This window comes from Dethiosulfovibrio peptidovorans DSM 11002, from assembly GCF_000172975.1.
In the GTDB taxonomy this organism is placed as follows: Bacteria; Synergistota; Synergistia; order Synergistales; family Dethiosulfovibrionaceae; genus Dethiosulfovibrio; species Dethiosulfovibrio peptidovorans.
Window position 1 is genome coordinate 307,448 of record NZ_ABTR02000001.1, and the last position, 14,760, is coordinate 322,207.

The following is a 14,760-nucleotide window of genomic DNA, read 5'->3' on the forward strand; positions in this document are numbered from 1 at the left end:
AGATCCAAGGGATCCGTTTAATGGCATAAAAGGATACCACAAAACAGCACAATTGGAAATATTGCCCTTAAAAATCCATCAGGTGGAACTAAATCGGTATCTACTCCTCGGACCAGAGTTTTTTCCACCTGGTATCGGAAAGAAAATCGTCCATACGGTCTCGGGCCCTGAGAGCTACTCTACGGCATCGCTCGGGCTTCAGCTTTATTCTCTCCCCCAGCGAGGGAAATATGCCCAAATTGACGTTGGTAGGCTGAAAACGCTTCACAGTGTCGTCGGAAAGTCGATTCAGCAAGGCGCCTATGGCGGTCTCCACAGGCCATTCCGGGAGGGGCAGCTCCATATCGGACGACAGGAGATTTAGCGCCGCGACCATGCCCATGGCAACGCTCTCGACATACCCCTCCACCCCGGATATCTGTCCTGCAAGGTAGATATCCTCTGCACCGCCTCTGAAACGAAGATGTCCGTCCAGGACCTTGGGAGCGTTGACGTATATGTTTCTATGCATGACTCCCTTGCGGACGAACTCCACGTTTTCCAGCCCGGGGATGAGCCGGAAGACTCTGTCCTGCTCCCCCCACTTCAGGTTGGTCTGGAAACCGACTATGTTGTAGACCGAACCGTCTCTATTGTCCTGTCTGAGTTGGACCACCGCGAAGAAACGCTCTCCCGTAACGGGATGCTCCAGTCCTACCGGACGCAAAGGGCCGAAACACAGGGTATCGGGGCCCCTTTCCGCCAGGGCCTCTACGGGCATGCACCCCTCGAAGTACTTTATCTTGCTCTCGAAGTCGTGACGGGGGGCTCTCTCCGCCTCCAGGAGGGCTTTATGGAAAACACGATACTGTTCCTCGTTCATAGGACAGTTTATATAGTCTCCGCCCTCTTCCTCGGAGTATCTGTCTTTTCTGTAGGCTATGGTCATGTCTATGGTGTCAGACAAAACCAGAGGCGCTACGGCATCGTAGAAGAAGAGGGACTCTTCTCCTGCCAGCTCTCCTATGGATCTAGCCAAGGGCTCGGAGGTGAGGGGACCGGTGGCCAATATCGCCGGGCCCTCCGGAACTTCTTCGACCTCCCGTCGTTCCACCTGAATTAGCGGATGAGACAGAAGTCTATCCGTCACAGAAGCTGCGAACCCCTCTCTGTCGACCGCAAGGGCCTTTCCAGCCGGAACGGAGTTCTCGTCGGCGACCTTCATGATCAGGCTGCCCAAGGCCCTAAGCTCGGATTTAAGTATGCCTGCCGGAGTCGTTTCGGTGTCCCCACCCAGGGAGTTGCTGCACACCAGCTCGGCGAAAAGGTCGGTCTTATGGGCTGGAGATGAAACCTTAGGCCGCATCTCAACGAGAGTGACGTTAACCCCCCTCTCCGCGATCTGCCAGGCCGCCTCGGATCCGGCCAAACCGGCACCGACGACAGTTATTCTTTTAGACATCATTCGACACCCTTATGGCCGCATTGGGTGCATACGGGGGTGCGAGATCTGCCCTTGTACTCCATGAGTCCCCCGCATTCGGGACATCTCTCGACGGCTGGTTTATTCCAGGATACGAAATCGCAGTCGGGGTATCTGGAACAGCCGTAGAAGTTCCTTCCCTTCTTGCTCTTTCTCTGAACCACCTCTCCGCCCTTCTCGGAGCCACATTTAGGACAGGGAACCCCGATTTTCTTCAGGATAGGCCTGGTGTACTTGCATTCCGGATAGCCGCTGCAGGCTATGAATTCGCCGAAACGTCCTCTTTTCTTCACCAGAGGCTTGCCACATTCGGGACAGTCCTCACCGATGAATTCCGGCGGAGGCGGCGGAACCTTTGGGGCCTTTTCCGCCTCGGCGATGGCCCTCGTAAAGGGTTCCCAGAACTGAGATACGACGTCTACCCAGTCTCTCTCGTTTTCCTCCACCAGATCCAGAGATTCCTCCATGGTGGCGGTGAACCCGGTGTTGACTATAGGCGATACGCTGTCACCGTCGAAATGATCGAGGAGAAAATCGTCCACCGATCGTCCCAGAGCGGTGGGGACCAGGTGCTTTTCGTCGTCTTTCTCGACGTAGGCCCTGTCGTAAAGGGTTTCGACTATGGATGCGTAGGTGGATGGCCTTCCGACTCCTTCGTCCTCCAGGGTCTTTATGAGGCTTGCCTCGGTGAAACGTGCGGGGGGCTTTGTCTCTTTTCTCTCCTGGTCCACTCCGTCGACTGAGAGGGTCTCGCCTTCGACGGCGGGAGACACTATGTCGTCTTTGGTCTCTATGGGCCAGACGGCACCCCACCCCTCGAAACGAACGACCGCTCCCTTCTGTCTGAGACCGTAGGGTCCCGAGGCGGCCTCAACCGTAGAGTTATCTATCTTGGCAGGAGTCATCTGACAGGCCACGGTTCGACGCCATATGAGGTCGTAGAGACGATACTGCTCCGGGGTAAGCTCCGATTTTATATCCTCCGGCTTCAGGGATATGTCGGTGGGACGGATGGCCTCGTGAGCGTCCTGAGACCTTCCTTTAGAGGAAAAGACGTTTGCCTTTTCCGGAAGGTAATTTTTACCCCATCCCTTGGAGATCAGATCCCTTATGGAGCCGATGGCCTCGGGAGCCAATCTGAGACTGTCGGTTCTCATGTAGGTTATAAGACCTGTAAGCCCTCTGCCATGTATGTTTATGCCTTCGAACAGAGATTGGGCCACCCTCATGGCCCGACGAGGGGAGAAACCAAGTCTCCTTGCGGCCTCCTGCTGTAGGGTGCTGGTCTTCAAGGGGGCGGGAGCCTTTCTGCGTCCCTCTCTGGTGGTAAAGGAGGTGACTGTTATGCCCTCTCTCTTTACCGTCTCGACTATCTCCTGGGCTTTTTCGGCACTGTCTATCTTCATGGGACGGCCCTTGACCATGAGGGTCTTTCCGTCTTTTTTCTCTACTTTCAGATGGTAGCGACGGCCGTCCTCCGAGCTTCCGTCAACCTCCACTATCCAGTAGGGCTGAGGCTCGAAGGTCTCTATCTCCTTCTCTCTACGGCAGAGTATGGTCAAGGCCACAGACTGTACCCTTCCGGCGGAAAGGCCGTATCTTATCTTCTTCCACAGAAGCGGGCTTAGGGTGTAGCCGACCAGACGGTCCAGTACCCTTCTGGCCTGCTGGGCGTTGACCTTGGCCATGTCGATAGGCTCCGGATCGTCCAGGGCCTGAACCACCGCGTCCTTCGTTATCTGATGGACCCTTATGCGACATTCCGAGTCGGGTTCTATGTCCATCAGACCGGCCAGGTGCCAGGCTATGGCCTCTCCCTCTCTATCGGGGTCGGAGGCCAAGAGTACCTTGCGACTCTTGGAAGCCAGGGAGACCAGTTCCTTCTTGATCTTGGCCTTTCCCTTGACCAATATGTATTCCGGCTGAAAGTTGGAGTCAACGTCTATGGCCAGGCGGCTTTTAGGAAGGTCCATTATGTGCCCCACGCTGGCCTTGACGGTGTAGCCCGGACCTAACATCTTAGTGAGGGTTTTCGCCTTCGTGGGAGACTCTACCACCACCAGCACCGTTCCGGTTTCGCTTTTAGTTTTTTTCTTCGCTTTAGCCATCCGTCGCCTCCTCTCTCAACAGATCCAGGAAGGGGCCCCGTCGTTTTTACGGATGGCCCATTCGGGTCCGTGACATATGTCTATGAAAAAAGTATCCACGAATGCGCTGAATATCTCGGCGTCGACGGGACGATGATGACTTCTGCCGAAAGCTACCGCCTCATCGATGGCTTTTTCAACGACCTCGGAAGGGACGTCTTTACAGGCAAGATAGCGATAGACCATGGTCTGAGCGTCCATATCCAAGAACCACCGTTCTACGTCGTGTAGCGTTCTAGTCACTGGCATCAATTCCTCGCTTGAAAATATATGAAACGACCGACATTGTACCCTCACCGGCGGAGTTGTCAACCGAAAGACGTCAAAATCGAGGGCGAGTGTCTCCCGCAACGGAAGCCTCGCCCTCGATCTTATATAGACTATTCAAAGCCTAGCGGTCAAGCCCTGTCAATCCTCTTATTCCGTTCAATATGAGTCTCTGCTCTACTCCGGCGACCAGTTTCCTGGTGTAGGCCACCGTGTCAGGATTGACGCTCATGCTATCTATGCCGGACCTAACGAGGAACTCGGCGAAGTCGGGATAGAGGGATGGACCCTGACCACAGATGGAACAGGTGATACCGTGGCGATGGGCCGCCTCTATCAGTGTCTTTATCGCCCTGGTAACGGAGATATTCCTCTCGTCGAAGTACCCCATAGTGTTCAGTATACCCGAGTCCCTGTCGACCCCCATGACCAGCTGGGTGAGGTCGTTGCTGCCTATGCTGAAGCCGTCCACCATCTGGGCGAACTCGTCGGCTGCGAAGACTACCGCTGGGACCTCGGCCATGATCCAGAGCTTGAACGACTTGTTTCGGACGAGCCCCTCGGAGGCCAATATTTCCTTGACCCTCTCCAGCTCCCAGGTAGTCCGGACGAAGGGAAGCATGACCCAGACGTTTATGAGGCCGTATTCGTCTCTTACCTTCTTGATGGCACGACACTCCAGTCGGAAGCCCTCCTCGTATTCGTCGGAGATATATCGGGAGACCCCTCGCCAGCCTATCATGGGGTTGTTCTCTACCGGCTCGACCTCTTCCCCTCCCTTGAGGCCGCGGAACTCGTTGGTCCTGAAGTCACTGAGGCGGACAACCACGGGACGGGGATATACCGCCTGGGCGACGGCAGTAACGGATTCGGACATCTCGTGTATGAGTTTGTCTCCCTCGCCGTTTTTGACCATGTACATGGGATGCACTCCCAAACTGTTGAAGATGAACTCGGTCCTCATGAGACCTATTCCGTCGAAGGGAAGGTTTTTATATTTATTCACCACCGACGAGTCGCCGAGATTCATGTATATCTTGGTCCCCGTCACGGGGGCCAGATCGTAGACCATGTCCCTGTTGTAGGACGGGGCCGCTCCTGGCGCTAGAGGAGAGTGTTTATCCTCATCGGAAGACAGAGATACCGCTCCGTCGTAGACCACTCCTCTGGTGGCGTCCACCGTGACAACCGCTCCCTCGGAGAGTCGAGAGGATCCGTTCTTGGATCCTACGATGCAGGGGATGCCCAGCTCCCTGGAAACTATGGCGGCATGGCAGGTTCGTCCCCCTTCGTCGGTGACGACCGCGGCGGCCCTCTTCATGGCCGGAACCATGTCAGGATTCGTCATGGTGGTAACCATTATCTGTCCATCCACGACCCTGTCTATCTCGTCGATAGTCTTAACCACCACCACCGTTCCCGACGCTATGCCAGGAGAGGCGGCCAATCCTCTGACCAATACCTTGAGCGCCTTTTTATCCTCCACGGCCTTCTCCTCCTCGTTTGCCTTGGGCTCGTCCAAGAGAGTGGTGATAGGACGAGCCTGAAGTATATAGAGCCGTGACGTGTCTCCGTCGAAGGCCCATTCTATGTCCATAGGAGCACCGTATATCTCCTCTATCCTACGTGCCGCCGATCCCAGGGCCCTTATTTCCTCCGCTCCCAGACACTGTTTGTCCACGAACTGAGGCCCCAGAAAGTCGGCTACCGGAACGGAGACCGTACCCTGCTCCGATTTCTTCTCCGCCACCATGGTCCTCTTCTCCGCCACGTTGACGTCCATAAGGGCCAGGTCCCTTTTATCCAGTATGTACTCGTCGGGAGTCACCATTCCCGAGACTACCGCCTCTCCGAGCCCCCAGCTGGCCTCTATCATTATCTGAGAACGACTGTTGGTCACGGGGTTGGCTGTGAACATGACGCCGGACCTCTCGCTGGAGACCATCTTTTGGACCACGGCGCTGAGGGCTACCTGAAAGTGATCGTATCCCTGGCGCTGCCTGTAATAGGTCGCCCTGGCAGTCCACAGAGAAGCCCAGCAGCGCCTGACGTGAGCCACGACAGAGTCGGCACCTATCACGTGAAGATAGGTATCCTGCTGTCCTGCAAAGGACGCGTCGGGTAGGTCCTCGGCGGTCGCGGAGCTGCGGACTGCCACCCTCGGATCGTTCAGATCGATAGACTCAGAAAGCTCTCGGTAGGCGGTGCGTATCTCCGCCTCAATATCCACCGGAATGGGAGACTCCTCTATAAGTCTTCTGACTGAATCGCAGGCCCTGGACAGATCGACGGAGCTCTCCACGTCCACCGAGCCGACGGCCTCCCTTATCTTTCCCTCTATCCCGGCTCCTTTGATAAAGTCGACATAGGCCTGGGCGGTTACGCAGAAACCGGGAGGCACGTCCACACCGTTCACTGTTAGCTCCCCGAGGTTGGCACCTTTTCCCCCGACCAAGGCGACATCGTCTTTGCCTATTCCGTTGAACCATCTCACGTATCTGTAAGCCATTGAAGATCTCCTCCCCGGTATCCATAACGAACTTGCCCTATTATGCCCCGAAAAAACGGGCGATACGTGGTATTATTTGACATAAATAACGGCATAAATCTATGGTATAGCGACACTGAAACACTATATTCAACCTTTATTATGAAATAAAACAACTCAAAGAGGTTTATGCTGTATAAGCGGGGAGGGAGTTTACTGACATGGACCCTCTACAAAACGAGGGCAATCCGGCATCTGTATTCATGAGGTCCATAGAGGATAGGAAGGGAGTTGAGGAGACCGTCCAGATTCTGGGAGAATTCCTGGGCAACGTCGCTTTCTGGGAAAACGACACGGGGAATCTGCACCTGGCGGCAAAATCGAGCCAGTTCGTGTCTCAGGTCAAGGAGATGCCTCTCCACGAGCTTATAGCTATATACCCTCACGGAACAGTCGAGGACAAGGGCGAGAGGCTGGGCTACGTTCTCTACTACAGGGAGGAGGGGGCAGATCCAACCGGGGAATCCCAGATTCTCCGATTCGGGACCACCGCTCTGAGATTGGCTATAGAGGAAAGAAAGGGTAGGTCGGAAGAGAACCACCAGATGAAGGGCGACCTTGTCAGGGACATCCTGGCAAAGAACAGAAGGCTGGCCGAGAGATCTCTGAGAAAGGCCGCCGAAAGGGGATCGGGGATCACTGGCTCGCTGCTAGTTCTCGTGGCGAAATTCAACGGAGGCAAGAATACCTCGGAACCGGTATATCTCCTATCTCGGTGGTTTCAATCCCGTTTTCCCTCGGCTTTGCAGGGGACGGTAATGGACGATCTGGTCTTGTTGCTACCGGTAAAGAGTAAGGAATGGAGGAACGATCTGGAGTCTGCTCTCGCTGAGTTTCTTTCAAAGAGAAAGGGTAGAGAGGAGTTCTCCATAGGGGTAGGCTCCGTTGTGGACAACGCGGTGGAGGCGTGGAAAAGCCACGAGGAGGCGATGGAGGCCATCGTCTTGGGAGGTCGCCTCGACAAGGGACCGGTATCCTTCTGGCAGGACATGGAAATATACGACGTGCTCAGGAGCCTCCCCCCAACTGCTAAGAACACGAAGTTCGTTAATCGCTACATGAACGTCATCCGGCAGGACAAGGACGCAAGGGATACACTAAGGTCGCTGGTTAGATCCGGCTGGCATCTGAAGACCGCCGCAGCTGATCTTAAGATACACTACAACACCCTCAGGTACCGCCAGAACAGGATATGGGAGATTTTAGGCATGGACGGTCAGGACCCTATGGCCAAGCTCAACCTGACCCTCGCATGTCTGATGGACGAGATAAAGGAGGATATGGGGCCCTAGGTGTTTCAGGAGTTGTTTCCGATAAAATCCAAAACCTCCTGAGCGGTCTCCTCGATGGCTCTGCCGGTTACGTCGAAAACTGTAGCGCCAACTCTGTTCATGACCGACCGAGCGTAGACGAGCTCTTTTTCGACTCTATCCCTCTGGGCGTAAGAGGCTTTCTCCGGGTCCAGACCAAGCATCTGGAGCCTTTCTCTTCGAATCTGCATCAGAGCGTTGGGATCTATGACCAGCCCCACTATGCGAGCTCTGGGGACCTGAAAAAGCTGCTCCGGCGGATCCAGCTCAGGAACGAGGGGGATGTTGCCGGTACGATAGCCTTTGTTGGCGAGATACATGGAGAGGGGGGTCTTGCAGGTTCTGGAGACCCCAAGTATGACCAAGTCGGCCTCTCCCAGAAGATGGGGATTGCTTCCGTCGTCGCAGGTGATCGAGTATTCTATTGCCTTGACCCTCTTGAAGTAGGCTTCGTCCATCTGATGCATCAGCCCCGGCTCCTCTAGCGGAGGAACTCCCAGATGGGATGAGAAGGCGTCCATGAGAGGTCCGAATATATCGACGACCTCGACGCCATATCTCTGGGCTTCCTTTCGGAAACAGGCCCTTATCTTATGTTCTACGAGGGTGCAGACTATCACTGCTCCGGATTCTTTAGCCAACTCACAGACCTGACGAGCCATGTCCGGCTCCTTCAGGTAACGATAGCGGGTGAATTTTATCCTCTTATCAGGGAACTGCCTCGCAGCGGCCAAGGCCACGCTATGGGCGGTCTCTCCGGTAAAGTCAGATATTACAAATATATTAAGATCCTGTCCTTCTTCGGCAAGCACGAGAAAACCCCTCTCTATTCTCACAAAAGAGCGCACCAACGCCCCGGGCCGGAACGGTATATCTTTTCATCCGCCTCCAGATCGGCCAAAGTCGCCAGGACTTCCGGCACGGATATACCCAGTTTGTCCGCCAGGCCGTCGGCGGTGATCCCCCCGGACGTGGCTATTTCCTCCAGCAAAGGAGACGGCTTAGGGGGTTCCCCGGGAGGAAAAAGAGACAGCTGCGAGTCCCTTCCTGCTACGAATGAGACGAATTCATCCAGATCCCAAAGGGGCTGTGCTCCGTCGAAGAGGAGCTTGTTCGATCCCTGTGAGACTTTCTGCACAATAGGTCCGGGAACGGCCCATACAGGGCGCCCCATCTCGCCGGCCAATCCTGCGGTTATCATGGATCCACCCTTTATGGGGGATTCCACCACGACCAGATGATCGGCCAACGCCGCAATAATACCGTTTCTTTTCGGAAAATGCCAACGGTTTCCCCTGATTCCCATAGGGAAACGGCTCATCAAGGCACCTCGTTTTTCCGATATGGATGAGAAAAGTTGCTCGTGTCCTCTAGGATAGACGACATCAACACCGGTTCCAAGGACTGCGACGGTAGCCCCTTGGCCTTCCAACGCACCGGAATGAGCGGATCCATCGATACCCATGGCTCCTCCGCTGACCACCAGGACCCCGGCTAAGGCCAGTCTCTCCGCCAAGGCGCGAGCTACCTGGGAACCGTAGGGAGAACATCTTCTGGTACCGACGATAGAGACACAGGGGCCAGGTATAGGCCAGGATCCCTTTACGTAGAGGACGACGGGAGGGTCGTCAGAGTGGTCCAGTCCGTCGGGGAAAAGGGGATCCCCTCTGAAAAAAACCTGGGCACCGAAGCGAGAGGCTCTCTCCATCTCCTCCTCCGGCCAGTCAGAACCGTAGAGCCCAGCCATTCTTTCCCATCGGTCTTCTTTGAATCCCAGGGATAGGGCCAGCTTTCGATTCGACACAAGGGATTCGGCGGTCTCTCCCAGAAGGTCCAGCTCACGAGCCCACTGCCCCGGGGCGTTCACAGAGAAGTTTAGAGCCAACAGGGCTCTTTCGCTACGGGTCATGATCGATTTTCCCCTCTGTAGGATAGGGCCTCCATGACCGCTACCTTAGAGACCTCCGTCTCTCCGGCAAGGTCAGCCACGGTCCTGGAGACCTTCAGAACCCTGGACATTCCCCTTCCCGAGAGGTTCAACCGGTTTGCCATCTTGATCAGGACGGCCTTTCCCTCCTGGGATAGGGCCATCTCTTTTCTGAGAAGTTTTTCCGGCACCTCGGCGTTGCAGCCATAGCCCCATCGACGCCATCGTTCCCTCTGTGCGGACCTGGCCATGCAGACTCTATCTCGTATAGAATCGCTTTTTTCCGACGCCGCCACGGACAGTCCGACCAATTCCTCAGGAGATAGACGAGGCACCGATATATGGAGATCGACTCTGTCCATCATCGGTCCGGAGAATTTACGTCTGTATCTCTCAAGCTCGGAGGCGGAACATTTACAGGTCTCGACTGGATCACCGTACCACCCGCACCCACAGGGGTTGGCCGCCAACACCAGTAGGACTCTGGAGGGATATTCAACCGTTCCGGAGGCCCTGCTGACCGAGATAGCCCCGTCCTCGAGAGGCTGCCTCATGGCCTCGACGAGATCTCGACGAAATTCGGTGAACTCGTCCAAAAACAGGACCCCTCTGTGGGCCAGGGATATCTCACCGGGCCTGAGGGCAGAACCTCCGCCGCAGACCGCCACGGTCGATGCGGTATGATGGACGATTCTGAAAGGGGGCTGACGATCCAGAGGTCCATCGCTGCCCAGGGTGCTCCTGACAGTAAGGGTCTCCAGGAGCTCACGATCCGACAGTGGAGGCAGAATTCCCCTCAACGCCCGGGCCAACATCGTCTTACCGCTGCCGGGAGCCCCGACCAACAGAACGTTATGGTGTCCTGCCGCGGCTATCTCCAAGGCCCTTTTGGCCGCAGATTGGCCTCTGATATCGCCGAAGTCGGGATCCGCCGCAGGTATGTCCGATCCCGGTTTTTCCGGCTTCACCCTAGGGAGGTCCGAGCCGGATTTTATATGGCTCAGAAGAGAGGACAGATGATCCACCACGTATGCCTCTACGTCGGAGACTAAACCAACCTGGGTGGCGTTGCCCTCCGGGACGTATAGAGGCATGCCGGATTTTCGAGCCAAGATGGCGGCAGGCACGGCACCTCTCACAGGGCGTATTTTTCCGTCCAGGGCAAGCTCTCCCATGAAGAGAGATGGCCTGGACAGAGGCAACCTGTCGGAACGAAGCGCCAACCCCACCGCTATGGGCAGGTCCATGAGGGTTCCTTCCTTAGGAAGGTCGGCCGGGGCGAGGTTCACCGCTATTCTTCCCTTCAGAGAGACGCCGACAGACCTGAGGGCAGCCCGGACCCTCTCCTTGGATTCCCTGACCGATGCGTCCGGAAGGCCGACTATGGAGATGGAGAACAGTCCTCCTGCCATCTCCACCTCTACGTCCACCTCTCTGGCCTCGACACCTCTCAATGTGACGGCTTTTACTGGGTTCACAACACCACATCTCCTCCCGTGATGTCCCGACAATGATTCAGGAACAAACGTCCCTTCCTCTCAGTCAAGGCGATCAGATCGATCCGCCAGAACCCGTTCCACCCCGTCTTTTCTACGTAGGCAGCCCCTGCGATCACGAGGCGCCTGAGTTTTCTCGGTCCCACCGAGTCCTCGGGAGACATTATTATGCCGGTAGTCCTGAATCGGACCTCGACTATCACCAGGGTATCCCCATCCCTAGCGACTATATCCAGCTCTCCCCTGCGGAAACGTACGTTTCTTTCCAGGACGGTCCATCCCAGGTTTCGAAGGTAACGACAGGCGAGGTCCTCTCCTCGCTTGCCCTTTTCGAGATGAGGGGCGGTCACGGTTATCGACTTCCCACGTCGACTTTGTATATGAAGGCCAGGACCCTTGCGACCGCCTCGTAGAGGTCGAGAGGTATTTCCTCCCCTATATCCAACGCCAGGAGGGCGCTGACCAGAGCGGCGTCCTCCACTATGGGGACCTCCGCCTCGCGGGCGACCTCAACGATTCTCTCGGCTATCCTTCCCGATCCGGATGCGACGAGATGGGGGGCCTCTCTTTCCTCTCTGTCGTATTTCAGGGCTGCCGCCTTGAAGCGGCCTTTATCGCCGTCGTTCATGCCTCTATGTCCAATCTGAGATAGCGGCGGCCATCGTCTTTTCTCCTGCCCTCTACCCCTAGATATTGAAGGGACATTTCAAGGTCGGATAGATCGTCCCTGAGTTCGTTAAGTCTTTCCAATATGATGTCTCGACCTGCCGGATCCTCGGCGTTTATAGATACGGCCAGGGCTTTCCCGTCCGATTCCAACCGTCCGGACACCTCTCCTATGGCCACTCCGTCCAGGGCAAAGGAAACCTGATAGTAACGGCGTTCCTCTCCAGGACCGCCTCCGGAGGAGCTGAATCGGACCCGGGCAGGCAGTGAATCTTCGTCGGGAGAGGGCCACCAGGCCCCAGCAAGAGCCGCATGAGAGAAGGGCTCACGGGGAGGACGGGAGACCAGAGAGTGAGCCCGAAGAAAAAGGCTAGATTCGTCCTCGCCCTCTTTCATATCGCGGAGCGACTCGAGAGGGTGTTCCCCTCGGCGTGACCTTTCCCGAAGCTCCTCTCTTATCCTGCGCCATTGGGCTGCCACAGAGTTAGAGTCCATTGAAAGGTACCAGGACAGAAGATTGGCCTTTTCTGAAGTCACTGCCTCGCCTCGAGCCATCAGTTCTACCAGAGAATTCATAGAGACCGAGTCACCTCCCAGACGGCGAAACTCCCTTCGAAGACCTAACATAAGTTCGTCGGTCAGAGGAAGCCCTTTGGACAGAAGCAGCGACGCCGCTTCTCGGTCTCCCTGAGGGAGCTTTCCCAAAAGGGCTGCGTCCTCCGGACGAAGCCGCAATACCGGCACGTCGCCCTTGGCGTCCCAGAGAGCCTGAAAATGCTGCCCCGGATATAGTGTCAGGTTGGATCGTGCCATGAGGTTCTGTCCGGCGATACGGACCGTGTAGGTTCCGTTCTCGGCGGATAGCACCCGCCCCTCCACGACGGTCCCGTCGGCTATGCCTTTGGCCTTTAGGGTCATAGCCCCTTTCGAGATATCCGGGGTCTGTCCTCTTCCTACCCCAATGTTCAAGTTGTTGGAATTTCCTATTCCGTCTATCATGCCGGACCTCTCCAGTGGAAGCTTTTTCTGTGAATCGGCGACGGCCCCATCGCCTCAAGGGCGTTCCTATGAGCCTTGGTCCCGTATCCTTTGTGGGACGCAAAACCGTAGGCGGGATACAGACGGTCCAAGGCGACCATAGCCCTGTCCCTCAGCACCTTGGCGACCACCGATGCGGCGGAGATCTGAGGATATACATCGTCTCCGTGGGGACAGACTCTCTGAGGCCATATAAGATCGGGGATCTCTTTGTCTCCGTCCACCAAGACGCCGTCGAACAGACGGGAAGGCAGCCTCTCTACCGACCGTCTCATTGCCCACAAGGTAGCTCGCAGTATGTTTATCTTGTCTATCCGTTCGACCGATGCCGCCTGAGCGGCCCAGATCACACCGAGCTCCCCCATCAAGGAAAAGACCTTTTCCCTTCTCAGAGGAGTCATCTTTTTTGAGTCCCTGAGACCGGCGGAAACGAGCCTCTCCGACTGTTCCTCGGTCAAGATGGCAGCAGCCGCTACAACCGGCCCTGCCATGGGCCCTCTCCCCGCCTCGTCCACTCCGGCAAAGACAGGGGAAAGGGTCATCCTATGAGGTCTCCCGGTCTTTCCAGCGAGAACGCTCCTAGCTTCCCCGCCGAGAAGGCCTCTAAAAACCGCCGTCCCGCCAGGGTAAAATCCACCTTGTTTCCCGGCAGAAGACAGCCCAGTCGCCTGCCCAGGGACTCCAAAGTCTCGTAGGGATCCTCTCCCGGATTCACTCCCCAGGCGTCCTTTACGACGTACCACAGGTCCTTTTCCAGAAGGAACTCCACCAGACGAAAGGCCACAGCGTCGTAACCTCCTATGATCTCCGCCTTGCTGCATCCCAGCCAAGCCAGGGCTTTTTGTATGTGTTCATCCGATTTGGGGTCCAGTATTCCCGGGGAGTCCACCACTAGGAAGCCTCTGCCCTTGTACCATGAGACTCCCTTCGTTACTCCCGGTATGCCTCCGACCGATGCGCTTTTCTTGCCTACCAGACAGTTAAGAAGAGCGGATTTGCCGACGTTAGGGATCCCCACTACTGCCAGACGCAGCTCCCGGTGGGATGGAGAGGCCTTGAGCAAGTCTCTTCTCATAGGCTCGATCTTCCCCTTCAACAGGTCCACCGCCCAGGCCTTGCCCGAGCCCTTTCTATACAGAGAAAGCCAAGCGTCGGTGACCTTTTTATCCGCCAGGTCGCTCTTGGTAAGGACCTTCCATACCGGACAGATCTTGGACATGGATGAGGCAAGAGGCGATGCCGTTACCTCCGGGGCTCTGGCGTCCCTTACCTCCAGGATAAGGTCCAGCTTACCGATAAGTCCTTCGAGCTTTCTGGTTCCCTTCGCCATATGGCCGGGAAACCAAACTGTACGTCCCGACATCAGTCCACCAAACCTATCCGCTTGATCGGCCAGTAACGGAGAAATACGGGGCCTCTTATGTTGTCCTCAGGGACGAACCCCCAAAAACGACTGTCCTGAGAGTTGGGTCTGTTGTCTCCCATGGCGAAGTAATGCCCCTCCGGGACCTTAACCTCGTCCATGATGTAGGCGTCTGGAAAACCAACGTAGGGCTCCTCTATTGGGTTTCCGTTGATAAAGACCTCTCCCTGTCTTATGGCGACCTTGTCTCCGGGCAGCCCTATTATCCGTTTCACAAAGTCCCTCTTGGGATCCACAGGATACTTAAAGACAAATATCTGACCTCTTTCAGGCTCCTGAAGGGCATACCAAAACTTGCACACTAAAACCCTGTCGCCAGGTAAAAGGGTAGGGATCATCGAGCCACTAGGAATCCAAAAAGCCTGGACCACAAAGGTACGAATGACCAATGCCAGAACTACCGCCCAAAGTATCGTCTCGATGGTCTCTCTCCACCATGGTTTTACTGCCATTCTGCGAACAACCTCCAAATTAAA

General features: G+C 55.9%; 14 protein-coding genes. 1 reads left to right on the top strand and 13 read right to left on the bottom strand.

Annotated elements, in window-relative coordinates; genetic code table 11:
- Window positions 1–100 precede the first annotated feature (100 nt).
- From trmFO to ppsA, 4 genes are all read right to left on the bottom strand, one after another.
- A complete protein-coding gene (trmFO, locus tag DPEP_RS01570) occupies window positions 101–1,444 on the bottom strand; it encodes a methylenetetrahydrofolate--tRNA-(uracil(54)-C(5))-methyltransferase (FADH(2)-oxidizing) TrmFO (RefSeq protein WP_005658999.1) in 1,344 nt (447 codons plus the stop codon).
- Window positions 1,441–3,570, bottom strand: a complete 2,130-nt coding sequence (topA, locus tag DPEP_RS01575; protein ID WP_005659000.1) for a type I DNA topoisomerase — start codon at window positions 3,568–3,570, stop codon at window positions 1,441–1,443. The genes trmFO and topA overlap by 4 nt, the downstream gene beginning before the upstream one ends.
- A gap of 15 nt (window positions 3,571–3,585) precedes the next feature.
- Window positions 3,586–3,852: a hypothetical protein gene (locus DPEP_RS01580; RefSeq protein WP_156775049.1), complete on the bottom strand. Its 267-nt coding sequence runs from the start codon at window positions 3,850–3,852 to the stop codon at window positions 3,586–3,588.
- Window positions 3,853–4,000: 148 nt separating this feature from the next.
- Window positions 4,001–6,385, bottom strand: a complete 2,385-nt coding sequence (ppsA, locus tag DPEP_RS01585; RefSeq protein WP_005659002.1) for a phosphoenolpyruvate synthase — start codon at window positions 6,383–6,385, stop codon at window positions 4,001–4,003.
- Window positions 6,386–6,585: 200 nt separating this feature from the next.
- On the opposite strand from ppsA, the gene DPEP_RS01590 reads away from it, so the two are divergent.
- The gene (locus tag DPEP_RS01590; protein ID WP_005659004.1) at window positions 6,586–7,716 is read left to right on the top strand and encodes a PucR family transcriptional regulator; all 1,131 of its coding nucleotides are present in this window, start codon (window positions 6,586–6,588) and stop codon (window positions 7,714–7,716) included.
- Between the two features lie 5 nt (window positions 7,717–7,721).
- On the opposite strand, the gene DPEP_RS01595 is transcribed toward DPEP_RS01590, so the two are convergent.
- From DPEP_RS01595 to lepB, 9 genes are read right to left on the bottom strand one after another with little or no spacing between them, the layout of a single operon-like run.
- Complete coding sequence (locus tag DPEP_RS01595) at window positions 7,722–8,570, bottom strand: pyruvate, water dikinase regulatory protein (protein ID WP_005659007.1); 849 nt, start codon at window positions 8,568–8,570, stop codon at window positions 7,722–7,724.
- Window positions 8,567–9,643 (bottom strand): DNA-processing protein DprA, encoded by a 1,077-nt coding sequence (dprA, locus tag DPEP_RS01600; RefSeq protein ID WP_005659009.1) that lies wholly within the window; start codon window positions 9,641–9,643, stop codon window positions 8,567–8,569. The genes DPEP_RS01595 and dprA overlap by 4 nt, the downstream gene beginning before the upstream one ends.
- Window positions 9,640–11,139: a YifB family Mg chelatase-like AAA ATPase gene (locus DPEP_RS01605; protein ID WP_005659011.1), complete on the bottom strand. Its 1,500-nt coding sequence runs from the start codon at window positions 11,137–11,139 to the stop codon at window positions 9,640–9,642. Before DPEP_RS01605 ends, dprA begins: the two co-directional genes overlap by 4 nt.
- Window positions 11,136–11,507 carry a YraN family protein gene (locus tag DPEP_RS01610; RefSeq protein WP_005659012.1) on the bottom strand — a complete coding sequence of 124 codons (372 nt, stop codon included), beginning with the start codon at window positions 11,505–11,507 and terminating at the stop codon, window positions 11,136–11,138. The genes DPEP_RS01605 and DPEP_RS01610 overlap by 4 nt, the downstream gene beginning before the upstream one ends.
- 2 nt (window positions 11,508–11,509) lie before the next feature.
- Window positions 11,510–11,785 (bottom strand): EscU/YscU/HrcU family type III secretion system export apparatus switch protein, encoded by a 276-nt coding sequence (locus tag DPEP_RS01615; protein WP_005659013.1) that lies wholly within the window; start codon window positions 11,783–11,785, stop codon window positions 11,510–11,512.
- Window positions 11,782–12,822, bottom strand: coding sequence for a flagellar hook-length control protein FliK (locus DPEP_RS01620; RefSeq protein WP_005659014.1), 1,041 nt, complete (start codon window positions 12,820–12,822; stop codon window positions 11,782–11,784). The genes DPEP_RS01615 and DPEP_RS01620 overlap by 4 nt, the downstream gene beginning before the upstream one ends.
- On the bottom strand, window positions 12,819–13,403 hold the full coding sequence (locus DPEP_RS01625) for a ribonuclease HII (RefSeq protein WP_005659015.1): 585 nt from the start codon (window positions 13,401–13,403) through the stop codon (window positions 12,819–12,821). Before DPEP_RS01625 ends, DPEP_RS01620 begins: the two co-directional genes overlap by 4 nt.
- On the bottom strand, window positions 13,400–14,224 hold the full coding sequence (locus DPEP_RS01630) for a YlqF/YawG family GTPase (protein WP_005659016.1): 825 nt from the start codon (window positions 14,222–14,224) through the stop codon (window positions 13,400–13,402). The genes DPEP_RS01625 and DPEP_RS01630 overlap by 4 nt, the downstream gene beginning before the upstream one ends.
- Entirely contained in the window at window positions 14,224–14,736 is a 513-nt protein-coding gene (gene lepB / locus DPEP_RS01635; RefSeq protein ID WP_005659017.1) for a signal peptidase I, read from the bottom strand. The genes DPEP_RS01630 and lepB overlap by 1 nt, the downstream gene beginning before the upstream one ends.
- Between the last annotated feature and the right edge of the window lie 24 nt (window positions 14,737–14,760).